Here is a 25,094-nt window from a genome sequence, read left to right as displayed (position 1 = left end):
CCATGGTAGGCATCACCAACAAGACGCTGATCGCCGAAATCCGCCGTCAGCAGCAATTGTCGCAGGGCATCATAGAAGGGCAGACCGCCATTTCGACCGGTATCACGCTGACCAAGCCGTCGGACAATGCGCTGGCCTGGGTCCAGGTGTCGGAAATCGGCAAGGCGCAGGCGCAGCAATCGTCCTGGCAGGCCAACGTCAGCTATGGCATGGGCCGCGCCGCCAACGCCGAAGCCAATCTGGAAGAGATCAACACCCTGCTCATCAGTGCGCAGGAACTGGTGACGTCCGCCCGCAACGGATCGCTGAACGACGCGCAGCGCACCGCGATCTTCGAAGATGTAAAAGGCATTCGCGAAGCGATCGGCGCCCTCCTCAATCAGGCCGATTATCAGGGCGTCCCGGTATTCGACGACACGCAGAGCGTCCTCGTCCCGGTCAGCCGCGGGCTGAAGCTGGCCGTGGTCGGCACCCGGCAGGAGGTTTCGGAAGGGATCGATGTCGGCGGGACGCCCATGACGCTGGACGGCATATTGGGCCAGGCGCTCACCGCCTTGCAGAGCGGCACCGATGCTGACCTCCAGTCGGCGCTGACCGCGATCAAGGCGGGGCAGAGCCACGTCACCATCGAACAGGCGAAGCAAGGCGTCCGCAGCGACCGGTTGGACGTGACCGGCAACCGGCTGACCAGCGTCGATCTTGACCTGAAGGAACGCCGCCAGGGGCTGGAGTCGACCGACCTCGCCGAAGTCATCTCTTCGGTGAAGAGCAAGCTGCTTCAACTGGAAGCCGCCCAATCCGCCTTCGCGCGCATCAACCAGCAGACGCTGTTCGATCTGATCCGCTAAGCGTCAACACCGCCCGCCGCTGTTCGTCATCCCAGCGAAAGCTGAGATCTCGGCGGCGTGGCGCGCACTCTCCTGTGATCCCAGCTTTCGCTGGAATGACAATAAGAAATCAAAACGGCAGAAAAATCCGCCGTCCTAAACCTCCCGCTAACCATTCCGCATTAACCATCTGACGCAAGCGCATCTTGCGTCGCCGGATGAACGCCGGCGGGCAGAATTTTTAGGGGTACTCATGTTCGCAATCATAGGCCTGGTCGTGCTGCTCGCCATGGTGTTCGGCGGCTTCATCTTCACGGGCGGCGACATCGGCCCGGTTCTGCATGCCCTGCCGCACGAAATGCTGATCATCGGCGGCGCCGCTGTCGGCGCGCTCATCATCGGCAACTCCGGCGCGGACCTGAAGGCGCTCGGCGGCGGCCTGGGCAAGGTGTTCAAGGGCCCCAAATACAAGAAGCAGGATTTTCTCGACTGCATCTTCCTCGTCTCCCGCTTGATGAAGACGCTGCGCGTCGAAGGCCCCGTGGCGCTGGAACCGCATATCGAGGATCCGGCGAGTTCCACCATCTTCTCCGAATATCCGCGCCTGATGGCGGACAAGACACTGATCCACCTGATCAGCGACACGCTGCGCCTCGTCGTCGTTTCTTCGGGCACGCTTGATCCGCACGCGGTCGAAGAGGTCATGGATAATGCCCTCAAGACCCATCATCATGAGGCGCTGAAGCCCGCCGACAACCTTCAGGGGCTGGCGGACGCCCTGCCCGCACTCGGCATCGTCGCGGCGGTGCTCGGCGTGGTGAAGACGATGGGCTCGATCGACCAGCCGCCTTCGGTGCTGGGCGGCATGATCGGTTCGGCGCTGGTCGGCACGTTCCTCGGCGTTCTGCTCGCTTATGGCATGGTCGGCCCCTTCGCCAACCGCTGCCGCGCGGTGATCGAAGCGGACGGCGCCATGTACCATGTCGTGAAGCAGATCATCATCGCCTCGCTGCACGGCCACCCGCAGCCGCTGGTGATCGAAGCCGCGCGCTCCAGCCTGACCCACGCCAACCAGCCGGCCTTCGCCGAAGTCTTCGACGGCATGCGGGGCAAATAAGCCATGGCGGACAAGAAGCGCGGCGCGAACGAGCCCGAACCACGGCCGATCATCGTCAAGAAGATCATCGTCGACGGCCATGGCGGCCATCATGGCGGCGCGTGGAAAGTCGCCTATGCGGACTTCGTGACGGCGATGATGGCCTTCTTCCTGCTCATGTGGCTGCTTGGCGCGACCACCGAAAAACAGCGCAAGGGCCTGGCCGACTATTTCACCCCAACGCTGGTCGAACTCAAAATGGCCTCGGCCGGGTCAAGCGGACTGTTCGGCGGCGATTCCATGGTCAGCAAGGAAAATTACCCGACGACCGGCGGCCAGGGCAATCTCGCCATCACCATCCCCCGCGACGCAAGCGGCACCAAGGATCAGGGCGGTAAGGCCACTCGCGCCGCCGACCGCATGAAGTTCGAAGCGGTGAAGAAGGAATTGGAAGCGCGCATGGCCCGCAAGAAGGGGCTCGACAAGCTGCGCCGCAACGTCCGCTTCACCGAAACGCGCGAAGGGCTGCGCATCGACCTGATCGACGAAGCCAATTTCGCGATGTTCGCCATGGGCACCGACCGGTTGCTGCCACAGGCGCGCGATCTGGTGAGCGAAGTGGCGGGCGTCGTGCGCGGCATGCCCAACCCGCTCATCGTGCGCGGCCATACCGACGGCCTGCCCTACAGCTCGGGGCAGAGCATGAATAACTGGATGCTTTCTTCCGCCCGCGCCGAAGCCACGCGCAAGACGCTGGCGGCGAGCGGCATCGGCAACGACCGCTTCGCCCGCATCGAAGGCGTCGCCGACCGCGAACCCTTCGCCAAGGGCAACATCTACGACCCGCGAAACCGCCGCATGTCGATCATCCTCGGCTGGAGCCAGGGCGGCAGCAGCGGCAGCGACGATCAGGGGCAGGACGAGGAAACCGAGGCCGCGATCAAGGAACGCGACGACCCCGCCCGCGTCGCTCGCGAGGAAGCGACGAAGATCGACATGGGCGGCACGGGATTGCCCGCAGGGGTGCAGGTGATGAACCCAACCGCGCCGGGCACGTCGAGCAAGCCGGGGAAACATTGATTAGTTTTGGGGGGTGAGCACACTGTATCCCTCTCCCCTTCAGGGGTCGACCAGAGGCACGCGACTCTGGCCGAGGTGCCGAGCGTAGCGCAGGCGGGAGAGGGGAATATAAAGGCGGTCTCGGTGCCTCCCCCCTCTCCCCAGCCCTCTCCCCTGAAGGGGAGGGAGCAGGTCACGCGGAATCCCTTAAACCATTCCCACCCTCAAACCGGCAGCACCAAGCTCGCCTCCAGCCCGCCGCCAGCCCGATTAGCAAGCTTCAGCGCCCCGCCATGCTCCGCCATGATCGCGCGCACCAGCGCAAGGCCTAGCCCAGCACCCCCGGTCTCCCGGTTCCGCGATCCCTCAAGCCGGGTGAAGGGCTCCATCATCTCATCCATCCGGTCCTCGGCAATTCCCGGCCCATCATCCGCCACCACCAGCCGGATCGTTCCGTCCCCCCGCACCACGGACACATGGGCGCGCTCGCCATAGACGATCGCATTTTCGATGAGGTTGCGCAGCGCCCGCCTGATCTGCTGCGGCCGCACGGAAGCCACCGCGCGCTCGCTGTCCGCCATCTCGGCGGGCGCGCCCAATTCGACGAAATCCTCCACCACAGCGTCGGCCAACGCGGCGATGTCGACCTTCTGCGCCGCCTCGCTGCTCCGGCCCGCCCGCGCGAGGGAGAGAATATCCTCCAGCATCCGGTTCATCTCGTCGATCGTCTGCGACATGCGCACGCGCTCGCCTTCATCCTCCACCGACTCCGCCCGCACCCGCAGCGACGCGAGCGGCGTGCGCAGGTCATGGCCGATCGCGCCCAGCATCCGGTCCTTCTCGTCCAGCATCGCGAAGATGCGGCTGCGCATCGCGTTAAAAGCCATGGTCAGTTCGCGCACGTCACCGGGCCCACGCTCCTCCACGGGATCGGCCGACCCCGTCCGCGCAAATTGCTGCGCCGACCGGGTCAATTGCCCCAAAGGCCGCGCCAGCCTGCGCCCGACCCACAGCAGCGGCGCCAGCACGATCACGTAAAGGATAAGCGTCTGCCAAGCGAGCCAGCCGCCAAAGCGCGGCGCTCGATTGCCAGCCCGCGTCTGCGTCACCACCCATTTCCCGGGCGCATATTCTGCCGCCATCGTCAGCCGACCGCCGCGCGGCTCGCCCCGCATGTCGCCCATGACGCGCATCCTGATGCTGTCCGTGCGGCGCATCGGCGGCGGGCGATCTTCTTCAAACACTTGCACCGAACGCATGGGGAAGCCGACCTCGGCGAACATGGCCAGCGCGCGCCGCTCAATCTCTGGCCGCGCCTCGCCCATCGGTATGGGAGGCGCGCGAAAGAAGCGCGCGCGCCCCGGACGAAGACGCGCAGGGGGCTCACCCCGGCTGTCGAGCGCATCGACGATGCGATAGACGCCGGGCGCCGTCTGCGCCGTCAGCGTCATCCGGTTCCGTTCTCGCAGCAGCAGCCCGAAATTGATCGCCTGCGCGACGAACAAGGCAATCGCGACCAGGACGATGATCTGGCCCACCAGGCTCTGCGGCCACAGGCGAAGGCGCTTCACAGCTTCCTCACATCGGCCGACAGCGTATAGCCCCCGCCCCACACGGTCTTGATCAGCGTCGGGTTTTTGGGATCAGGCTCGATTTTCTTGCGGAGCCGGCTGATCTGATTGTCGATCGCTCGGTCGAACGCATTGGCTTCGCGCCCCTGTGTGATATCGAGCAACTGGTCCCGGCTCAGCACCTGATTGGGCCGGGTGGCAAAGGCCAGCATCAGATTATATTCCGCCGTGGACAGCGGCAACGAGACGCCCTCCTGATCCACCAGCACCCTTTCCTGAGTCTTCAAAAGCCAGCCCGCAAAGGCATAGGTTGCGCCGTCGGGAGCCGTAACCCGCTGGCCGCCCGTCGCCACGCGGCGAAATATCACCTTGATCCGCGCCACCAGTTCGCGCGGGGAAAAGGGCTTCAGCACATAATCGTCCGCGCCCATCTCCAGCCCGACGATCCGGTCCGTCTCCTCCGACTTCGCCGTCAGCAGGATGACCGGGATTTCGCTCGTCTCGCGTATGTGGCGGCAAAGCGACAGCCCGTCCTCGCCCGGCATCATGATGTCCAGGATCACCAGGTCGATCGCGCTGGCGTTCAGCCGCAGCCGCGCCTCCGCCGCGCTTTCGACGGCGGTCACGCGAAATCCGTTGCGGGAAAGATATTGCGCCAGCGGCTCTCGGATCGAACGCTCGTCATCGACGAGCAGCAGATGGGGTTTTTCGTTCATGGAGGATATCTGTCACGACTATCTGCGGCTTGGAAGGGTGAAGGACACGCGCCTTCACCCTTCCTGAAGATCAGTTGCGGGGAGCCGCGTCCGCCCCGCGCTTCGCCTGCCATGCCTGTCGCATGGCCTGACGCGCGGCCTTCATCTCGTCCGCCGTCACGAAGCCGTCCTTGTTGACGTCGGCCTTGTCGAACATCGCAAGCGGCTTGGCCATGAACTCGGCGCGCGTGATGACGCCGTCCTTCATCGCCTCGCCACGGGCGCCGCCGCCATGGAACATCCTGCCGCCGCCAAAGCCATGATGGCCGCGCTTGCCCCAATGGCCCTCCCGACCCTTTCCGTCTTCACCGCGTCCGAAGCGGGCCTGATGCCCGGCCGCGAACTCCGCCTTGCTGATCTGGCCGTTGCGGTCGGTGTCCAGAGCGGCAAAACGCTGGTCGAGCCGCGCCTGACGGCGGATTTCGCGATCTTCCTTGGTCAGCTTGCCATCGCGGTTGGCGTCCATCTTCGCAAAGCGCGCGTCGAGCGCTGCGGTCAGTTCAGCCTTGCTGATCTTGCCGTCCTTGTTCGCATCGGCCTTCGCCATCATGCCGCCATGGCGGCCACCGGGCCCGCCATCGCCCGGCTGCGCGAGCGCGATCTGCGTGCCCGCGAGCCCGCCAACGAACAAGGCGCCGACAGCAGCAGTGCCCAGAAATTTGCGGATCATCTCTTCTCTTCCTTCCAAAGGGGTGCCGAACGGCCATCGCCGTCCTTGAAACCCCTTATGAGGAAGACTTGTCCCGCAAACTTGTCACGTCACGGGCTAAATTGTCGCAATATGTATCGCAGCGCCGCGTGCAGCGCCTCTAGCCCGCGATGATCGCTCGCGCGCGCCCGGTCGCTTCCTGCGTATCGATCGCCAGCTTCTTGACCTCTGCCGCGACCACGGAAAATCCCCTGCCCGCCTCCCCCGCGCGCGCGGCTTCGATGGATGCGTTCAGGGCGAGCAAATTGGTCTGGCGCGCTATGCCAGCGATCGATCCGACGATGCTGTTAACTTCGCTGAGTACCCGCTCGACATCGGCGCGGCGTTCGCTTTCCTGCAGGCGCAGCCGATGCTCGGCGTCTTCACGCGCGGCGACGGCGCGATATTGATCGCTGATGTCATGCGCGAACTTGATGACGCCGGTCTGCATGCCGTCAGGCCCGAATGTCGGGTTATAGCTGCCCCGGATCCACACCTGCTGCCTTTGCTTGTCCAGACGCCGATAGGACCCGGTGTCGAACTGGCCGGACTGAAGCCGGTCCCAGAATTCGGCATAGTCGCGCGACGCGGCATAGTCCGCTTCGCAGAACATGCGGTGATGACGCCCCTCGACATCGGCAAAGCGATAGCCGAACAGGTCCAGAAAATTATCGTTGGCCCCCGTCACGCGGCACTCGCGATCGAAGGTGACGATAGCGGTCGACCGCTCGATCGCCCGCCAGATCGACGCGGGCTCGATTTCAATACCTTGCACGGCAAATCTCCATCATGGGGATATGCCGTGCAGATGGTTAATTCGACGCTAAATTATATAGCGAAAGTGATATCATCAGCCGTCGCGGCGACCCAAGAGACGAAGCCGCAGCGCATTGAGCTTGATGAAGCCCGCCGCATCGCGCTGGTCATAAGCGCCCGCATCATCCTCGAACGTCACGACCTTTTCACTGTAGAGCGAATAGGGCGACTTGCGCCCGACGACATAGACGCCGCCCTTGTACAGCTTCAGGCGAACCGTGCCCGTCACCTTTTCCTGGCTGTAGTCGATCGCGGCCTGCAACATCTCGCGCTCTGGCGAGAACCAGAAGCCGTTGTAGATGAGTTCAGCATATTTGGGCGCCAGCTCATCCTTCAGATGTGCCGCGCCGCGATCGAGCGTCAGCTGTTCGATACCTCGGTGGGCGAGATAATAAATGGCGCCGCCCGGCGTTTCATACATGCCGCGCGACTTCATGCCCACGAAGCGGTTTTCGACCAGGTCGAGGCGGCCGATGCCATGCTTGCGGCCATATTCGTTCAGGGTTTCGAGCAGCGTCGCGGGGCTCATGCCCACGCCGTTGATCGCCACGCCATCGCCGCGTTCGAAATCGATGGTGATATATTCCGGCGCGTCGGGCGCATCTTCCGGGTTCACCGTGCGCGAATAGACATAGTCGGGCACTTCTTCCCACGGATCTTCCAGCACCTTGCCCTCGGACGAGGTGTGCAACATGTTCGCGTCGGTCGAAAACGGGCTTTCGCCGCGCTTGTCCCGAGGAATCGGGATCTGGTGCTGCTCGGCGAATTCGATCAGGCGCGTGCGGCTGGTCAGGTCCCATTCCCGCCACGGCGCGATCACCTTGATATCGGGCGAGAGCGCATAATAGCCAAGCTCGAAACGCACCTGGTCATTGCCCTTGCCGGTCGCGCCATGGCTGACGGCATCGGCTCCCACCTGCCGCGCGATCTCAATCTGCCGCTTGGCGATCAGCGGGCGGGCAATCGACGTGCCCAGCAGATACAATCCCTCATAAAGCGCGTTGCCGCGCATCATCGGGAACACATAATCCTTCACAAATTCTTCGCGCAGGTCGTCGATGAAGATATGCTCGTCGCGCACCCCCATCAGCTTGGCCTTCTGGCGCGCGGGCTCCAGCTCCTCGCCCTGCCCCAGATCGGCCGTGAAGGTCACGACTTCGCATTGGTAGGTCTGCTGCAACCATTTCAGGATCACGCTTGTGTCGAGCCCTCCTGAGAAGGCAAGGACAATGCGGTTGATCTTATCGGACATGGGTGGAGCGACCTTCCTTAAAAACTTGGCCTGGTGCTGGCGCGAAATTACCGGCGCGCCGGTATCAGGGGTCGGCCCCAAGTGCAACCGAATCGACATAGATCAAGCAAGCAAAGGGGGCGGCACCTTGCGATGCCGCCCCCGTCTGCTGATCGTCCGGTGGCTTTAGCGCGTTTGCGGCTTGAAGCTCATCCGGCGATTGCGATCCGCGCCCATCCGATAGACGGTCTGCATCTGCGGTTCGGCATGGATCGTCTGCGGCGGCACGGTTGCTCGCGCATCGCCATAAGGCGCCTGCACCCGCTTCTCCTGCTGTGCCAGCAGGAACCGCGCCCGCGCGAGGCGTTTGCGCTGCGTCCGGAAGGGATTATCCGGGCTCGGCGGAGCGGCGACCATCGCCTCCAAGCTGGAGCCATAAGCAGCCCCGGCAACAAACGGCGCGGCGGCGGGCGGGGGCGCGACGGCGGGTTCAGCTATCGGCGCGGCAGCAGGCTCCTCGACGATCGGGGTCGCCGACGTGGCGAAGACCTCGTCCTCCGCTTCCACACGACTGCGGCGGCGACGAACGGCTGCCGCCCCGCCGATTCCGGCGAGCAGCAATGCGCCACCGCCCAGAGCCCAGAGCAGCGATTCGCTTGGACCAGCATCGGCAGCACTCGCTTCCCGCACCTCAGCCGTTGCAGCGGCAGCAGGTGCAGCTTCGCTCGGCGCAGGCACCGGAGCAACGGCAGCCTCACGCTGCGGAGCCGCCGCTACAGGTTGCGCCTCCGCCCGCTCCACCGATCGCGCAGCTTCAGCGCGGGGAGCGGACCTTACCGGCGCAGTCGCCGTGCGCGCACGCGGCCGGTCAGCGACAGGAGCCGCCGCCGTTTCGGCTTCCGAAGCGGCCACCGCAGCATTCAGCCGCTCTTCAACCGAGCTTGTCGGCTGGACCATCGCCTGAGGAGCCGGTGCGGCAGGCGTCACAACCGGCGGCGGCACGACGACAGTTGGCAAAGCCGCGTCCGGAGCAACGGCTTCCTGCGCGAAAGAATAGGTTGAACCAAGGGCCAGAACAGCGGCAATCGCGGCGCCAGCCGGGCGAGCAGAATGAATATATTCTCTCATAGCCCAAACTAAACCAACGAGCTTTTCAATTGACCGCAGACGTGGTCACGGATTCACGACGAGTTGATTTTCACGAAGGACGAGTTGTTTTATCTCACCCTAAGATGAATATCCATTCATTTTGTGTGACCTACACCGCTCCCTCTGACTGCTTACCATCCCGACCGCTATTCAACCGGATCGACGTCGCCATCACGTCTGCTACCATCCAGCAGCCGCTCCACCCGCGCCTCTTCGGCCCGCCGCGCCTCGCGCTCGGCCTTCGTCTGGCCGAACTTCGCCCGATTGGCAGAAGCCACCCGCTCCTTGTCCCTCCGCGCCTTGACCTTGCGCGCCTGCCGCAGATTGATGATGTCGGCCATTCTTCACCTCCGATCAGCCACAGCGTTCAGGTCAGAGCCCGCCCAGCACGCGCTTCCCGCTTTCTGAACGGCTTCCCATTGAACAGGAAGGACATGAGCGGCCATGGCGCGATCAAATAGCGGTGCGCCAGATAGGGAATGACGAAACCAGCGGCGACGATGATCCCATATTCCGCGAATATGTTCATGTTGATGCCAAGGAATGCGATGCCCGCCACCATCACGATCGGATGATGCAGCAGATAAAGCGAGTAGCTGGGCTCCGACAGATGCTTCGTCAGCATATTCGGCCCCCGCAGGAACTTGTAAGCCAAGGCGATCAAGGTTTGGGAAATGCAGATGGCCGCGATCGGCAGGGAGATGTCGCGGACGGGCTTGCCCGGAAACCCGTCGGAATGCTGGAAAATCGTGACCAGCGCGTAGGTGACGAGTGCCGTGCCCATCGACCATCTGTTAAGGCGCAGAAAAGCGTCGCGAAATCCGCGGTCCCAGAACAGCTTGGCCCCCAGAAGAAACGGCACCAGGTAGAAGATGTTCTTTTGCAGATCGATCAGGCCCCACATCAGGAACAGGTCGGTCTTGAGCAGTTTGGGCAGGTTCCGGGCCAACACGAAGAGCAGCAGGTTGGCCGCCACCAGCAACAGGATCGATCGGCGATAGGTGCCGTTCCACACAAATGGCCTGGTGCCAAACCGTGCCACGATCAATCCCAGCACCAATGACTGGAAGATCAGGCATGGAATGAACCACAGGTGGAATATGTTGATCCTGCCTCTTTCCGCCAGATAGCTTTCCCAGAACGGCCAAAAGGCGCCATTTCCTTCCAGATTGGCAGCGATGACCATCTGCCAGATCTGAACCGTGAGCAAGGATACCACCAACGGCACCAGCAGGCGCGATATCCGGCTGCTGCTCCAGTCCCGCAGACCCCGGTTTTCGATAACCAGCGCAGAAAAAAAGCCCGCCACGATGAAGAAGGCGCTCATGCAAAAGCTTCGTTGCAGCGTGATGATGAGGTCAAACAGCCAGCTATTCTGGGGTGAATGAACCCACCAATCCTTTTCCGTCTCATAAATATGGGCGGCGTGGTACGGGATGATGAGCAACATGCACAATGTGCGGACGCTGTCGAGGAAGTAGAGCCTCATAGGCTCAGGTGCGGCGGGTACATCAGCAGCTTGCATGCATTTGGTCCAACTGCCCGGGACCAGCAGCATAGGGACGATCGCGGTCTCGCACCGTCATCCCGCTTGCTTGCCCGAGGCGTCGTGCTGCTATTGGCAAGCGGGCCGCCGATCAAGATATCATGTCATCGCTTCGTCGGGGCGATCCAACAGCTACGCCCATCTTTGACGCAAGGCTGCTTGCCCGATACTGGCGTCTTCATGCGAGCGTCACCGCCAGAGAATCGGATACCGCCCGGATCCCTGCTGTTCCTGTTCAACCATGACGCGACCCACCAGCTTGCGCATACCGCTGGCATATTGAAGGTGCTGGCGCTGAGGGACGTGGATCGGCCCATCGTCTGCGCCTACGGCACCAGCGCGATCGCGCAACGCCTACGATCGATGCTGGGGGAAGAGGCTGCGGAGCGCATCGGCTGGTTCGACCTCAGCCTGCCCCGCCCAGGCCTGTTGACCCGGTTGATCAACCGGATCGCGCCTGCCGAAAGGCTGAAGCGGCTTACCCATCATGCAGGCGAACTGCGAAACGCCGCTCTGATCGTCAGCCCGGAACGTACCTGCCTTCATCTCAAGCGCCAATGGAAAGAGGACGGCCCACAATTCATCTTCGTACCGCACGGCGCGGGCGACCGCTCCGTCACCTATCATCCCGACATGAGCGGCTTCGACGCCATGCTCGTTTCGGGGCGCAAGGTCGCGGACGAAATGATTCGCCACGGCCTGGCTTCACCTGAAACGGTCGCCATCATCGGCTACCCTAAATTCGACCTCATCGACCGCCAGGCCACCCGAAAATTCTTTGAGAACGACCGCCCGACCTTCCTCTACAACCCGCATTTCGATCCACATCTGTCCAGCTGGTATGATCATGGCCCGGCGCTGATCGACTGGTTCGCCTTTGGCCCCGGGCAGGCCTATAATCTCGTCTTCGCGCCCCACATCATGCTGTTTCGGAAGAAACTGCATATCTCGCCGGAATATCGCGTGGCGCGGCGGCGGCCAGACCTTAACCCGCAGTGGCGGCAATCGGCCAACATCCGCATCGACATCGACAGCGAAGCGCTGACCGACATGAGCTACACGCTGTCGGCGGACGCATATATCGGGGATGTCAGCAGCCAGATTTACGAATTTCTCATCCGGCCCCGCCCTGCCTTCTTCATCGACACGCATAGCCGGGCAGATGAAGGGGCGCTGCCTTACCTCTCGTGGAGCGCGGGCGATGTGGTTCGCTCGGCAGCGCCCCTATTCCCCCTGCTCCCCCATTTTGAAGAGCGGGGCCGTCTCTACCAGGCGCGGCAGGAGGAAATCTTCGACTACACCATGTCGCGCAGCACCCGCCCCTCATCAGTGCGAGGCGCAGACGCGATCCTGTCATGGTTGGCGAACGGCTATTTCGCCCCGGATGAAGCGGCCTGAGCCAGCTGTCGGAAGCAGCCTGTGAAGATCAGGACGGAATATCTGGTCTCCACAATGCGGCAGGACGCTGCGCGAAGCGCGGCGAGCTGACCTTCCGACGGACGAATCCTATGCGGCGGTGCCATGGTCCGAAGATACCGGCCTGGGACCACGCCGGTCTCCAGGAACTCGCGGTCGAACACCAGCAGGTCGATCCTGTAGCGCCGGATCGCCGCAATCGCCGCAGGACTGGTCAGTTCGCCCATCTGCAATGATGCGCGCAGCCCGTCGCTGTTCTTCCAATCATATTGCCGGTGATAGGGAATGTCATGTTCCGTCGTGGCAAGCACGCCGCGCCCGGTCGCTGCCGGTACGAAGTCGAGATCGCTTTCTATTCCTGCGATGCGTGTAGATGGTGGCGTGCGGCCGATGAGGCCGATCAAGGCGGCGTCACGCGGCCGGGCCAAGGTCGTCTTTGGGGTCACATAGGCCACAAGCGCCAACATCAGGCACAATGCGGCGACCAGCTTGGGAATGACCCCACCTGATTTTCTCAAATGCTCCCAACCCTTGCTTGCCATGATGCCGAAGGCGAGGCTACCCATGATCAGCAGCACAGGTTGGCTATAGCGGGCGGGGAGGTGGACCTTGAAGGCGATGACGGCCGCAATCAGGTAGCAGATGATGGCAGACACAAGGCTGTAGGGAAAGAGGCGCCACAGCGCCGCATTCTTGCCAGTACCCATCTCCGACACACCCTTGGCCCGCGCCTGCCAGAACCATAGCAGCAGCATCGGCACGATCGTCAGGCAAAGATTGATCAACAGGCGGGGATCAGTGTTGCCTCGGCAATTCACGACACTCGGCAAGAAGCCGATACGGCGGGAACATAGCCAGGCGATGTCGCCATTGGGTCCGGTTATGCTGCTCCGGCCGTCATAGAGCATCATGCTGAAGACCCCGCGTGCTTCGCTCATCGTCAGCGTCGGACCCCATTGATCCAAACCCGATTTGAATATGAGAGCAGGCAGCACGACACAGGCCGCCGCCAGAGCAAGCAAGGCGATCTTGCCGCCAGTCACGCGGAACCGGAGCGGCGGTTTCCATTGCAACAGGTGCAGCGTGAACAGGCCCAGGCAGGTTACGGCAGGCGCAGGATAGACGACGCCGAGCATCAGCAGGCCAAGGACCGCGATGCCGTTCCTGCCCGCCGCCATGCCATGGATGGCGACCAGCATCAGCGGCAATGCAAAGGCGCGAGGCGTGCCTGAAAAGATGGAGTCGGTGTGCAACGCCGTTGCGATGATGCACAATGCGCCGGCGAATTGGACGACCCGCTCGCGCGCGAACACGCCGCTGACCTTCCATGCCAGTACCGCGCTGATCGGCAGCAGCAGGAGCGGCAGCAGCTTGGACAGCAGGATGGGCGGCATGCCGACCGCGACGGCAGCGTAGAGCAACGCCCGGTAGAAAGGCGGCGCCGTCTGCTGCCAATAATCGGCCATGAAGTTGCCGGGCATGGCTTGCGGATCGGCGATACGCGACGTCCAGGCCAGGAACTGGCGCGCGTCGTCGGCGATGACCCACTGCGCATCGGTCAGGAACGCAGCCCGGGCGTAGATCAGCATGGCCAGCGTGACCAGCAGCGCGAATATCGCTGCCAGGGGATTGATCCTGCTCGTCATTTGGTAGCCAATGATCCTTGTCGTGCCCAATAGTCGCGCACGAATGGCGCACCGGCGATGGCGGGCAGAAGGTAGCGCGAGGTCGCGAGGACGCCTACCGCCGCCCCGGCCGCGGGTGAAAGCCATTGCGCATAGAAATGAATGATCGCCGCGTCCCGGCTACCGATCCCCGCCATGGTGAGCGGCAACAGCCCCGCCAGGATCGACAAGGTCGCGAACGCCAGATTGTCCAGCAACGGAACATCCGCATGCACCGCTTTCGTGAACAGCCAGAACTGTCCCAGATGCCCGGCCCAGATCGCGATCGAAAACAGGACGGTGCTCCAGGCACGCATAGGCCGCGACCAGATCCAGTCCGCCATCACCGACCATTCCTGCATGAAGCCATCCAGCCGCGTCCCGATCTTGCCGGGCATGAAGCCGATCGCCCACAAGAGCGGCCGACGCGCTGTGCTGAACGGCGCCATCAGCAGCGCGAGGAGGAGAAACAGCCCCGCAACGGCTAGCGTGAACAGCCAGAGCAGCCAGTCCGAACCCGCCGTCCAGATGAGGGCGAACGTTCCCCACAGGAGCAGCGCGGCCATGTCCATCATCTTCTCGAACACGACGAGCGACACCGCCCGCTCGGCCGGAAAGCCATATTTCTGCGCCAGCACCCATCCCTTCGCGATGTCGCCCATCTTGGACGGCAGCACCGCGTTCAATGTGGATGCCGACAATATCAACCGCAGGCATGCGCCGAAGGGGATCGGCGACCGGCTCAGCATCGCAAAACGCAGCGCTGTCGCCAGGGTCAGCGGCACCGCGGCCAACAGGCTCATTGCCAGCCAGAAGCGATCCGAATGGCGGAACACGTCGATCACCCGGCCCGCATCGACGCTGGCCCAGATCACCGCCAGGATGATGAGGCTGACGGCAACGCTTAACAGCTTGCGCATCAGCCAGTGGTCCCCTCGCGCGGGACCTGGCGCTCGATCACCAGCGGCTCGCCCGCGCCAAGGCCACGGACCAGATGTGTCAGGTCGCGCCAGGGCTGCAAATGATTCGCCTGCCAGACCCGCGCCATGATCGTGGTCGATGAGGTCTGGAAACCCCCGATGCCGACCGAAGCGACATCCTGCCACCCCTCATCCGCCACGATCTCGTCGCGGATGACTACACCCTCACCGTCCCAGCGCAGGCTCCGCCGGAAACGGAAGGGCGCGTCTTTTCGCCCGGTCACCAGGATCTTCTGGAGCAAGCGCCGCACAAGATCGGGAAAGAAGCGGCCAACGCTCACCATCATGCAGCGCAGGATCACCGACTTGACCGGCGTCAGCAGCGTCGACTTCGCCCACGCCATCCTGCCCGAAACCTCGAACCCGTCTGCATCCCGGCGCACGTCATAATCGCCCGGCAGATGCTGCACCGCCGCCCGGTCGGCCTGCGTCGCGATCGCAATCCCGCTGTCGGCGAGGCTCAGGCGATCGCCCGCGAACAACTGAAAAGCACCCCCCTGCCGCAACCCGGCATAAAGCGTCTGCTGCCCACGCTGCTCCACGACCAACCCTGCCCCCGGAAACCAGGCCGATGCGCGCGCATCCGGCAAAGCCTCGACCCGCTCCTCCCGCCATTCGGACCAGCAGAGCAGCCAACTCCACACATGATGCCCGATGATATGGTCGTCGGAATAGCAAGGCGGCCCGTCCCGCTCGAACAGCGCCAACGCCCGGTCATTGACCAGCGTCGCCTCCGGCATCCACTCGCCCGCGATCTCGAACCCATGCGGGAAGAAATTCTGCGTGCCCCGGCTCGTATAAGCGCCGCCCACGGTGCCGTCCGGATGCACGAAATGCGCAAAGAAGCTGATCGCCCGGCGGCAAGCCTCGCGCAGTCCAAGCTCAGGCCTGCGCCGGTCACTGTCGGCCAGCAGCCCGATGGTCAGGCTCAGATAGCCCGGATCGGCCCCGCCATATTCGTCGAACCAGCCTTCCTCATGCTGCCATGACAAAAGCCGCGCCACCCGCGCGCGCAGCGGCTCTTCCCACTCGGGCCCGTCGAGCGCCGACATGCGGATCAGGTTGGCAACGATCAGCGCCTCATGGTTCGACAGCCGACCCGATTCCTGATGGGTCGCCAGCCATCCCGCACGCTTGCGGAAGAATGCCCCGATCTCGGCATCGCCATCGACGCCGATGATTCGCGCCGCCTCGATGCAGGCGAGCAGCGAAAAAGCCGCCGCCCCCGCCGCCCGCTCGAACGGGTAATAGTCGTCGCAGGACCCGTCTGCATGGGCAGAGCGCGCTGCGAACCTGATCCCCGCTTCCACGAAATCGCGGATCGCAGGCGCTTGGAAATAGGCGTTGCCCGGCGCGTCGAGCGACCAGGCCAACGCCAGCGGATAGACGAATTCCTGGCTCATCCCGCATGGGAAATCGATCATCCGGTAATGCCAGTACAGCCGATCGAAACAGCCATAGGTGCGGCTGACCGGCGTTCGGTCCAGGAGCGTCAGTATCTTGGGTATTTCGCCCAGAGCCTGCCGCGCAAGCAGGTCGCGCCGCGCAAGGCTCATAGCGCGCTGCCGTCCTTCAACACGTCATAGGATGAAGGCATGTCGCGCATGCGCAGTTGCAGATCGTGGATCATGCGCCGGGTGACGAGCAACTGCTCGCCCAGCAGCCCCGCGATCCACATCAGCGCCGCCAGCACAAGCAGGCATGACGCCGCCACCAGGCTGGGGACATGGGCGCGCTCCGTCCCGCCAGCGAACAGCAGCATCCAGCGGATCACCAGCGCCGCGCCGATCGCCAAGGGCGGCAGGCTCAGGTAAAAGAAGGTCATCAGCGGCTTGTAGATGAAGAAAGTCCGCGTGATCGACTTCATCGATCGCCACACATAATTGTGCATCGACCGCAACAGGCGCGACGGCCGCGTCTCGCCATTGACGCGGATCGGGACCGAAGTGATCGGAATTTTCGACAGCCCGGCCTGAATGATCGATTCCAGCGTGTAGGTGTAAGTGTCGAAAACGTTGATCTCCAACGCCGCCGTCCGGGCGATCGCCCGGAAGCCGCTGGGTGCATCATGAATGTCGGCCTGCGACGCCATGCGCACGACCTTGGTGCCCAGCCATTGCAGCTTGCGCTTGATCCAGGAAAAATGGGCGATGGTGGAAATCGGACGGTCACCGATCACCATCTGCGCGCGCCGCTCCAATATTGGCTGGATCAGCCGGGGAATATCATCGGCATTATATTGATTGTCGGCGTCCGTGTTGACGATGATGTCCGCACCTTCCGCCAGGCACCGCTTCAACCCCGCCATGAAGGCATAGGCAAGGCCGCGATTGACCGGCAGATCAACGACATGGTCCACCCCATGCGCCCGCGCGACTTCGACCGTGCGATCGGTGCTGCCGTCATTGATGATCAGCCATTCGACCTTGTCCACGCCGGGAATTTCCCGGGGCAAAGCCGCCAGTGCCTCGGGCAGGGATTCTTCTTCATTGAGGCACGGAATCTGGATAATTAACTTCATGAGCCCTGCTCTTTTGCCGATTGAACCGCGGGCGCGGGTCCGATAACGCGCAAGCGGCATTTCGCTTCATTTGTCAATCGCCGGGCGGGACCATGGGCAGCGGCCAACCTCATTCCTTGCACGGTCCCTTGCACGCGGAGGCCATGCTCGATCACACCCATCGCATCGCTATCTATCTCTATGAGCCGAGCGACGGCGGGCTGGACCGGGTCGCGATCCTGCTCGCCAACCATCTGGCGGCACAGGGAACAGGCGCGGAACTGTGGATGGCCCGGATGGATGGCCCGCTTGCCTCGCTGATCGCGCCCGATGTTGCCGTGCGCCAGGTCCCTGCGGCCAAGCTTCCGCGCGGCCTCTCGATGCTCACCCAACTGCCCGCGCTCCGCCGCATGATCCGGCACCATCGGCCGCATATCCTCTATTCGGCCGGCAATCAGAGCAATCTGCTCGTTGCTCTCGCCGTGCTGGGCACGCCGGCCCAGGCGGTCGGCCGCATCTCCAACCCCATCGTCCGCCCCGGCAAGCGCGGCATCCTTGCGTGGCTCCGGCGCAAGCGCTTCCAACTGACCGCCTGGCTCAGCGGCCGCACCATCGTCATGGGCCGCAGCGATGCCGATCTGCTTGGCCATGGCTGCCCCTCCGTCCATGCAAAGGTCGCCTTCCTGCCGCGTCCCACCATAACCCCGCTGCTGGAGCAAGTGGGCCGCGAACGCCGCCGCACCCCACTGGGCACGGTACGTGAGCTACTGGCGGTGGGCCGCCTCGTCCCGCAAAAGGACCATCGCACCATGTTCGCCGCGCTCGCCCAGGTGAAGGGCCATGACTGGCGCCTGCGCATCGCCGGGCAAGGACCGTTGCTCGACGACCTCAAGCAGCAGGCCGCCGACCTCGACATAGCCGACCGCATCGACTTTCTCGGCTTCATCTCCGACCCTCAGGCCTTGGCCGAGCTTTATGCAAACGCCGAACTGCTGTTGCAGTCCTCCCGCTGGGAAGGCCTCACCGCCACCGCGATCGAAGCGCTCGCATGCGGGTGCCAGCTCGTCATCACCGACTGCACCCCCAATCTGCGCGACATCATCGCCGATGCCGGGCAGCATCCGATGGTGCCGGTGGGCGATGCGGCCGCTTTCGCTCGGGCGATAGACTGGACCCTCTCCCGCACCGCCGACCCCAATCGCGCGCGGGAAGCGGTGCGCACTTACGGCGTGGAGGCCGCGCTTTCCCAATATCAGACCCTGTTCGCGGAGATGCTGCGCTAGCGCGTCTTCACCTACCTGTCACCGTTCGCCCTGAGCTTGTCGAAGCCTGTCCTGAGCGCCTGCTGCAAGCCGGCGGCTTCACTTCTTTGGGGGGGAAGAGCGGGACGTTCTGAACGAACCACCCCTACCTCAAATGCCGCCGCACCGCCGCCGCTCGCATCACAAAACCGCCCATGGAAGCCACCAGCACCCCCAGTGCCGCCCCCTGCGCACCCAGCCGGGGCAACAACACCACCAGCAGCGCGCCCAAAATCGCGCATTCCACCAGCCGCACCATCACCGTCAGCCGCTGCCGGTCGATCGTCATCAAAATGGGATCGAAACTTACTCCCGCCATCTCGATCGCCGCTGCGCCCGCCAGCAACAGCAGCAACGGATAGGCAGGCAGGTACGCCGCGCCGGACATCTTGACCAGCACCCACTCCCCGACCAGCCAGAGCATCAGGATGATGAATATGGCGCTCAAGGCCGCAGCCGCGCTGATCTGCCGCGACAGCTTGCGCAGCGCGCTCATGTCGCCTTCCTGCCCGCCGCGCATATGATGGCGCGTGGACTCAGCAAAGATCGCGCGCGACATGAGCTGCGAGAAAGTCGTCATCGCATTGCCCAGCTGCGCCGCCAGCCGGTAATATCCCGCCCCCGTGGTGCCCGCGAACATGCCGACCAGGAAAATCGGCACATTGTTGATCAGCGCCAGCAGGCTGAGGTTGATGTTGCTCGCGACCGAAAAGTTGAGGATGCCGGGAAAGTGCCGCCGCGCCTCCCCTATCCCGACCGGCTTCACCGCGCCGATGTGACTGCGGCCATAGCGAAAGGCGAGGATCCAGTAGGTTGTGGACACCACCACTTCCGAACAGGCCCAGGCCATCAGGAATCCGAGTGGCGTCGGATTGAACCACCAGGCGATCAGCGCGCCTGCCATGCGCGTGATCGGCATCATGCTTTCCGCCAAAGCCGCGGCTGCAAAGCGATCCAGCAGGCGCAATATGCCAACCGCCGTCGACCGCGTGGCCAGCAGCACGACGGATGCATAACCCAGCCCCATCCAGGCGACCTGCCGGTTCCATCCCAGTACCGGCCCCAACAGCAGCGCAATGGCCGCAGCGAGCGCAATCCCCGCCACCGCGCTCAGCACATCTATTGTCAATGTCGCGCCGACGAGCCGGGCGAGCGAGGATTTCTGCTCATCCCGCAATGGCGCCTGCCCGAACTTCACCACCGCCTGCCAGCTGTCGAAGGTGACGATGCGCGCGATGAACTGGGCGATCGCGATGACCAGGCTGAACACGCCGAAGCCCGCCGGACCCATCGTTCTCGTCGCAATGGCGAGGTAGACAAGGCTCAGCACCGCGCCCAGCCCCTTGCCGCCGAGCAGCCAGCCCGTGTTGCGGACTATGTTCGCAAAGCCACGCTTCTCCCCCACGCCGCCTGCTATCGCCCGTCTGAACCGACTTATCATGGCGCCTGATTGCCGAACTCACCGCCGATGCCAAGCGGAATTGTCGAGGCGAAAGCTCAGGACGCAACCCAAATAGATGTCTAGCAAGTCGGCCCGTGCCAAAAATATCCCGCTTACCCCAGCCTCCCATTTGCACTATCACCCCCGCATGGCCACGCCTTCCCTGCGCCAACTCGATATCTTCGCGCAGATGGTGGCGGCGGGCAGCATGGCGCGCTGCGCCCGCGACCTTGGCGTTCCGGTGGAGGACATCGCCCGCGACATCGCCTCGCTGGAAATGCGCCTGGGCTACCGCCTTTTCGAAGGGCCCCTCGACCGTCAGCGGCTCACCCCCGCCGGACGCAAGACCGCCGAGGCGATGACCCTCCTGTCGCAGGATCAGGAGGAAAATTGGGCGTCCGGAGACGTCGCTCCGCCTCCACCTCCTGCGCCTGCCCCGGCGGAAGCAGCGCCTCCGCAGCCCTCCCGCCAAGCAGACCGGCAGTCGATCGTCCTCGCCGCGCCCGCCCCCGTTTTCGGTCATTTCCAGGAAGCGCTCGCCGCGTTCGAGGAAGCGAATGAGGATATCGCGATAACCCTCGACCTCTCCATTCACTTGGGCGAAGAGGCACGCGCGGCGCTGGAGCAGGGCCGCGTCGACATCGCCTATTTCTATGCGTTGGGCGAGCAGCCGGGGCTACCCTCTCGCTATGGCTGGTCGGAACAGATCAACCTCTATGCCGGGGCGGATCATCCCCTCGCCCGCCGCGACATCGTCACGCCCGACGACCTCCTGATCAGCCCGACGCTGGCAATGGAGCCGCAGAACGGCCTTCGCCGCATCATCGACGAAGCCCTTGCCCGCGATGGCATCCGCATGGGCGCTCCGGTGCTCGAAACCGACAATATGTTCGACATCATGACGATATTGCGGGAAGGCGCGGGCTGTTTCGCCGCCTTCGGCCCCCTCGCGCGCGACCTCGGCCGCATGCAAGGCATCCGCCGCTTGTCCCTCGAACGCCCCCTCCCCTCCATAGAGGTCCGGCAAGCCCTGCACCCCCGCGCCGACCCGGATTCCCCCGCTCACGCCCTCGCGGAATTTCTCTTCCTGTAGCGAAGCGGGCCTCAAGCGCGCGCACTTTCCAAGCCTCCCGGCCAGCGCCCTGAGGCCTCGCCGCGATCCTTCAGTCACCTGGAAAAGTAGAACGCGCGCTTCCGCTGGAAGACGGCGGCTCGATCCTCCGAACACCGCGCGGCCGATTTCATTGGCGACTTGCCGTCCTACCGACGATGCGGCGGAACGCGTGGCGGACTGAACCGCCCGGTCCAGGGCAGACGGTTTGGCGGCCCCTCGCGCAGCTGCTGCCAGGCTTCGCCTGCTCTTTGAGCTCGGCCTCGCGCTGCTCCCGCGATGCTGGACGGCAGACATTACGCGCTTTCCCCTCAGACCCGCGCCATCTCCTTCCATGAAGCCGTCAACTCACCGGCAGGGGTGATCGGTAATATCGCAGCTTACCCTCGCGGACGCCGACGCCCATCCTTCTCCGGCAAACTTCTCCATTGATACGTTATAACATTTAAGCTAGGCGCGACCCGCAAAACTGTTTTAATCGAGGCTTTCCTTCATGAATTCCCCCCTGCCGCTCCTCCGAGCCAGCTGCGCCTTCGCCCCGATCTGCCTTGCTTTCCCTGCCATCTCCCAAACCACATCCCCCCAGCAGTCCGCCTATCACGACCAGCAGGCCGACATCGTCGTCACCGCCATCATCCCCCGGCGTCAGGGCGACATATTGTCGGGAACGTCGATCCTCTCCGGTGCGGAACTGACCCGCGACCTGCGGCCGACCATCGGCGAGACGTTGGCGCGCCAGCCCGGCGTGTCCGCGACATCCTTCGGCCCCAACGCCTCCCGCCCCGTCCTCCGCGGCTTTCAGGGCGAACGCGTGCGCATCCTGACCGACGGCATCGGCAGTTTCGACGTGTCGAACACCTCGGTCGATCACGCCGTCGCGATCAATCCGCTGACTGCCGATCGGATCGAAATCCTGCGCGGCCCTTCGGCGCTGCTCTACGGCTCGTCCGCGATTGGCGGCGTGGTCAATGTGATCGACAGCCGCATTCCCCGCCGCGTCCCCGACGAACCGGTGCATGTGGACGGCATCGCCACCTATGGCAGCGCAGCCGACGAGCGGACTGTCGCTGGCGAGATCGAAGTGCCGATCGGCGGAGGCCTGGTCGCACATGCCGATGGCAGCTACACCAAGACCGGCGACTTGCGGACCGGCGGCTATATCCTCTCCGCTCCGCTGCGCGCGATCGCCGCCGCGTCTGACGAGGAGGAAATCCGGGAGGATGGCCGGCTGCGCGGCAAGCTGCCGAATACGGCGGCGGAAACCTGGGAAGTGGCAGGCGGCATCGCCTATGTCGGGGACCGAGGCAATCTGGGCTTCTCCGTCTCCCACAGTGAAAATCGATATGGCGTCCCATCGCGTATCGATGTGACGGAGGCGCACGACCATGACCATGATCATGACCATGATCATGGCGATGAGGATGATCATGATCACGGCCATTCCCACGAGGATGTGACGCTCGCCATGCGGCAGACTCGCGCCGACCTGCGCGGCGAAGTCGCGGTGAACGGACCATTCCTCGACAGCATCCGCCTGCGCGCGGGCTGGGCAACCTATCGGCATGATGAAATCGAGCCGACAGGCGAAATCGGCACGACCTTCCGCAACCAATCGATGGAAAGCCGATTGGAATTCATCCAGTCCCGCCGTGGCGTCTGGGATGGTGCGACCGGCGTGCAATATTTCACCCGCCGCTTTTCAGCAGATGGCGAGGAAAAGTTCCTGCCCCGGAACCAGACAGAGCAGCTGGGCTTCTTCACGCTCCAGTCGATCGATCTGGGTGATACCCGGCTCGAAGCTGGGGCACGCTACGAAAAGACGCGCCTGCGCTCGGACCCTGACGCCGACCTGTTCATCGCAGGGCAGCGCCGCAGCTTCGACGCGGTGTCCGCATCCATCGGCGCAAGCCAGCAGGTGGTGCCCGGCTGGCGGCTAGGCCTGAACCTCGCCCGCACCGAACGCGCGCCATCCGCCGAAGAACTGTTCGCGCGGGGCAATCACGCGGGCACGCAGGCATTCGAGCTTGGCAATCCCGACTTCGGCCTGGAAAAGAGCTGGGGCGTGGAAGGATCGCTGCGCGGTCAGGGCAACGGCTACACCCTATCCCTGTCCGCCTATCACAACTGGTTCGACGGCTATATCTACGACGCGATCGTCGACGACAGCGTGTGCCAGGCGGCCAATGGAGGCGCAGAGCTGGAATTTCCCTGTTTCCAATATGCCCAGGCTGACGCGCGCTATTGGGGCATCGAAGTGGAGGGGTCGGTGAAGCTGGCGCAGCTGGGCCGCTACGCCCTCAACCTCGATGGCGTGGCCGATTATGTCCATGCAACCATCACCGGATCGGGGCCCGCGCCGCGCATCCCGCCGCTCCGCCTTCTCGGCGGGCTGCAGTTGCAGGACGACCGGCTGACACTGCGCGGCGAGGTGGAGCATAGTTTCGCGCAGGATCGCATCGCCTCTTCGGAAACGCGCACAGGCGGTTTCACGCTGGTCAACGCATCACTGTCATTCAAGCCATTCAGCGGCAACGACCGCACCAGCATCACGGTTAGCGCCAACAATATCTTCGATGTGGAAGCGCGGCGCCATGCCAGCGTGCTCAAGGACTTCGCGCCGCTCGCCGGGCGAGACATCCGCGTGACGGCGCGCCTGTCCATCTGACCAACCTGGTTGATTGCGCAATGTGACGATTTCGTTACAAGGCGCGCATGAACCGGGAGCGGCCAGAAGCGCGGCGGGCGTTGGGAGGGGGTGACTGATGCGTCAGATCGCCGCCCTTCCCTACGCCACCGCCGATGACGGCTCCATGCGCATCCTGCTGATCACGTCGCGCGAAACCCGCCGGTGGGTGATCCCCAAGGGCAATCGTATCAAGGGCATGGCCTCGCACCGGGCCGCGGAGCTCGAAGCCTATGAAGAGGCGGGCATCCACGGCATCGCCTGCCCCGCCCCCCTGGGCCGCTACCGCTATGACAAGCGCCGCCGCAAAGGTGGCTCGCGCGAAGCCACCGTGGAGGTTTTTCCGCTTGCGGTGACGGGCCAGTTATCGCAATGGCCCGAACAGGGGCAGAGGGAACTGCGCTGGTTTCCGGTCGCCGAGGCCGCGAAGGCAGTCGACGAACCCGATCTTCAAACCATTATCGCGGCCTTTCGCGAACCGCCGCGTGATCCCGGCTTGTTCATCCGAATGCTGCTGCGGGTCAAGGAATGGCAAAGCGAAAGGACTGGAATGCTGCGGTGGTTTCACGCGCTGATGCCCAAGCAGGGGCGCTTCTTCGAACAGTTCGAAGATCATGCGGCAACCCTGGTTGCGGGGGCTGACGCGCTCGCCAAGCTGCTGAAGGGCGGCCCGGATATGGACGCCCATATTCAGGAGATTTCGGCGCGGGAACATGAAGCGGACGACATCATCCGCGAGGTGTTGCAGGACGTCCGCCGCATCTTTGTCACCCCGTTCGACCGCAGCGCCATCACTGGCCTGATCGGCGTGATGGACGACGCCATCGACCAGATGAACCAGACCGCCAAGGCGATCGCCCTGTTCGAGGTCAAGGATTTCGCGCCGCAGATGCAGGATATGAGCGCGCTGATCGTCGAATGCGCCCGCATCACCGCCGAAGCCATGCCGCTGTTGCGCTCGCTCAGCCTCAACTCAGTGCGGCTCCACGATCTGACGGAGAGGCTGGTCAAGCTGGAAGGCCACGCAGACATATTGCACGAAGCGGGACTGAAGGCGCTCTACAATCAAGCGCGCCAAGGCAATCCCATGGACTTTGTCGTCGGCAATGAAATCTACGCCCATTTGGAAAAGGTGACTGATCGGTTTGAGGATGTCGCCAATGAAATCTCCGGCCTGGTGATCGATCACGCCTGACGCCTCTCGCTCCCTCCGCTTCGCGCCAAGCCTAGAAATAGGCACCACGCATATGCCGTTTCTCA

The 25,094-nt window shown here is 63.7% G+C and carries 21 protein-coding genes and 1 pseudogene; 8 read left to right on the top strand and 14 right to left on the bottom strand.

Features of this window, described 5'->3' with window-relative positions; genetic code table 11:
- Positions 1–2 precede the first annotated feature (2 nt).
- The 3 genes from MU848_RS04790 (at position 3) to MU848_RS04780 (ending at position 3,003) form a co-directional block, all read left to right on the top strand.
- A complete protein-coding gene (locus tag MU848_RS04790; RefSeq protein ID WP_201514744.1) occupies positions 3–848 on the top strand; it encodes a flagellin in 846 nt (281 codons plus the stop codon).
- A 232-nt stretch (positions 849–1,080) separates the two neighbouring features.
- Positions 1,081–1,944, top strand: a complete 864-nt coding sequence (gene motA / locus MU848_RS04785; RefSeq protein WP_201514745.1) for a flagellar motor stator protein MotA — start codon at positions 1,081–1,083, stop codon at positions 1,942–1,944.
- Positions 1,945–1,947: 3 nt separating this feature from the next.
- Complete coding sequence (locus MU848_RS04780; RefSeq protein WP_247230558.1) at positions 1,948–3,003, top strand: flagellar motor protein MotB; 1,056 nt, start codon at positions 1,948–1,950, stop codon at positions 3,001–3,003.
- 203 nt (positions 3,004–3,206) lie between these two features.
- On the opposite strand, the gene MU848_RS04775 is transcribed toward MU848_RS04780, so the two are convergent.
- From MU848_RS04775 to MU848_RS04735, 8 genes are all read right to left on the bottom strand, one after another.
- Complete coding sequence (locus MU848_RS04775; RefSeq protein ID WP_247230556.1) at positions 3,207–4,553, bottom strand: sensor histidine kinase; 1,347 nt, start codon at positions 4,551–4,553, stop codon at positions 3,207–3,209.
- Positions 4,550–5,269 (bottom strand): response regulator, encoded by a 720-nt coding sequence (locus tag MU848_RS04770; RefSeq protein ID WP_247230554.1) that lies wholly within the window; start codon positions 5,267–5,269, stop codon positions 4,550–4,552. Before MU848_RS04770 ends, MU848_RS04775 begins: the two co-directional genes overlap by 4 nt.
- A gap of 70 nt (positions 5,270–5,339) precedes the next feature.
- Positions 5,340–5,978, bottom strand: a complete 639-nt coding sequence (locus tag MU848_RS04765) for an EF-hand domain-containing protein (RefSeq protein ID WP_247230552.1) — start codon at positions 5,976–5,978, stop codon at positions 5,340–5,342.
- A 139-nt stretch (positions 5,979–6,117) separates the two neighbouring features.
- Entirely contained in the window at positions 6,118–6,771 is a 654-nt protein-coding gene (locus MU848_RS18985; protein WP_303621673.1) for a methyl-accepting chemotaxis protein, read from the bottom strand.
- A 75-nt stretch (positions 6,772–6,846) separates the two neighbouring features.
- The gene (locus MU848_RS04750) at positions 6,847–8,064 is read right to left on the bottom strand and encodes an argininosuccinate synthase (RefSeq protein ID WP_097092182.1); all 1,218 of its coding nucleotides are present in this window, start codon (positions 8,062–8,064) and stop codon (positions 6,847–6,849) included.
- Positions 8,065–8,229: 165 nt separating this feature from the next.
- Positions 8,230–9,171, bottom strand: a complete 942-nt coding sequence (locus tag MU848_RS04745) for a hypothetical protein (RefSeq protein WP_247230550.1) — start codon at positions 9,169–9,171, stop codon at positions 8,230–8,232.
- A gap of 167 nt (positions 9,172–9,338) precedes the next feature.
- Positions 9,339–9,533, bottom strand: coding sequence for a DUF4169 family protein (locus MU848_RS04740; RefSeq protein ID WP_247230548.1), 195 nt, complete (start codon positions 9,531–9,533; stop codon positions 9,339–9,341).
- 26 nt (positions 9,534–9,559) lie between these two features.
- Positions 9,560–10,681, bottom strand: coding sequence for an acyltransferase family protein (locus MU848_RS04735; RefSeq protein WP_247230546.1), 1,122 nt, complete (start codon positions 10,679–10,681; stop codon positions 9,560–9,562).
- 237 nt (positions 10,682–10,918) lie between these two features.
- On the opposite strand from MU848_RS04735, the gene MU848_RS04730 reads away from it, so the two are divergent.
- Entirely contained in the window at positions 10,919–12,136 is a 1,218-nt protein-coding gene (locus MU848_RS04730) for a hypothetical protein (RefSeq protein ID WP_247230544.1), read from the top strand.
- Here the strand turns inward: MU848_RS04730 and MU848_RS04725 are convergent.
- Genes MU848_RS04725 through MU848_RS04710 form a run of 4 tightly spaced genes read right to left on the bottom strand, consistent with a single transcriptional unit; the run spans position 12,109 to position 17,319 of the window.
- A complete protein-coding gene (locus MU848_RS04725) occupies positions 12,109–13,800 on the bottom strand; it encodes a hypothetical protein (RefSeq protein WP_247230542.1) in 1,692 nt (563 codons plus the stop codon). The genes MU848_RS04730 and MU848_RS04725 overlap by 28 nt on opposite strands.
- Positions 13,797–14,738, bottom strand: a complete 942-nt coding sequence (locus tag MU848_RS04720; RefSeq protein WP_247230540.1) for a lysylphosphatidylglycerol synthase transmembrane domain-containing protein — start codon at positions 14,736–14,738, stop codon at positions 13,797–13,799. Before MU848_RS04720 ends, MU848_RS04725 begins: the two co-directional genes overlap by 4 nt.
- A complete protein-coding gene (locus MU848_RS04715) occupies positions 14,738–16,354 on the bottom strand; it encodes a hypothetical protein (RefSeq protein ID WP_247230539.1) in 1,617 nt (538 codons plus the stop codon). Before MU848_RS04715 ends, MU848_RS04720 begins: the two co-directional genes overlap by 1 nt.
- Positions 16,351–17,319, bottom strand: a complete 969-nt coding sequence (locus MU848_RS04710) for a glycosyltransferase family 2 protein (protein WP_201514756.1) — start codon at positions 17,317–17,319, stop codon at positions 16,351–16,353. Before MU848_RS04710 ends, MU848_RS04715 begins: the two co-directional genes overlap by 4 nt.
- Positions 17,320–17,462: 143 nt before the next feature.
- Between MU848_RS04710 and MU848_RS04705 the strand changes: the two genes are divergently transcribed.
- Positions 17,463–18,581, top strand: a complete 1,119-nt coding sequence (locus MU848_RS04705; protein ID WP_247230537.1) for a glycosyltransferase — start codon at positions 17,463–17,465, stop codon at positions 18,579–18,581.
- A 124-nt stretch (positions 18,582–18,705) separates the two neighbouring features.
- Here MU848_RS04705 and MU848_RS04700 read toward each other — a convergent pair whose 3' ends face one another.
- Complete coding sequence (locus MU848_RS04700; RefSeq protein ID WP_247230536.1) at positions 18,706–20,040, bottom strand: lipopolysaccharide biosynthesis protein; 1,335 nt, start codon at positions 20,038–20,040, stop codon at positions 18,706–18,708.
- Between the two features lie 148 nt (positions 20,041–20,188).
- On the opposite strand from MU848_RS04700, the gene MU848_RS04695 reads away from it, so the two are divergent.
- Positions 20,189–21,133 carry a LysR family transcriptional regulator gene (locus MU848_RS04695; RefSeq protein ID WP_247230534.1) on the top strand — a complete coding sequence of 315 codons (945 nt, stop codon included), beginning with the start codon at positions 20,189–20,191 and terminating at the stop codon, positions 21,131–21,133.
- Between the two features lie 111 nt (positions 21,134–21,244).
- On the opposite strand, the pseudogene MU848_RS04690 reads toward MU848_RS04695, so the two are convergent.
- Positions 21,245–21,425 (bottom strand): annotated as a pseudogene (locus tag MU848_RS04690) (ATP-binding protein); the annotation flags it as partial.
- 219 nt (positions 21,426–21,644) lie between these two features.
- On the opposite strand from MU848_RS04690, the gene MU848_RS04685 reads away from it, so the two are divergent.
- Complete coding sequence (locus MU848_RS04685) at positions 21,645–23,816, top strand: TonB-dependent receptor domain-containing protein (RefSeq protein ID WP_247230532.1); 2,172 nt, start codon at positions 21,645–21,647, stop codon at positions 23,814–23,816.
- A gap of 97 nt (positions 23,817–23,913) precedes the next feature.
- The gene (locus tag MU848_RS04680; protein WP_201514761.1) at positions 23,914–25,029 is read left to right on the top strand and encodes a DUF47 family protein; all 1,116 of its coding nucleotides are present in this window, start codon (positions 23,914–23,916) and stop codon (positions 25,027–25,029) included.
- Positions 25,030–25,094: the final 65 nt, after the last annotated feature.

It is taken from the genome of Sphingobium agri (assembly GCF_023051225.1).
Taxonomy (GTDB): Bacteria; Pseudomonadota; Alphaproteobacteria; order Sphingomonadales; family Sphingomonadaceae; genus Sphingobium; species Sphingobium agri.
This window is presented reverse-complemented; position numbering and strand designations above follow the sequence as displayed.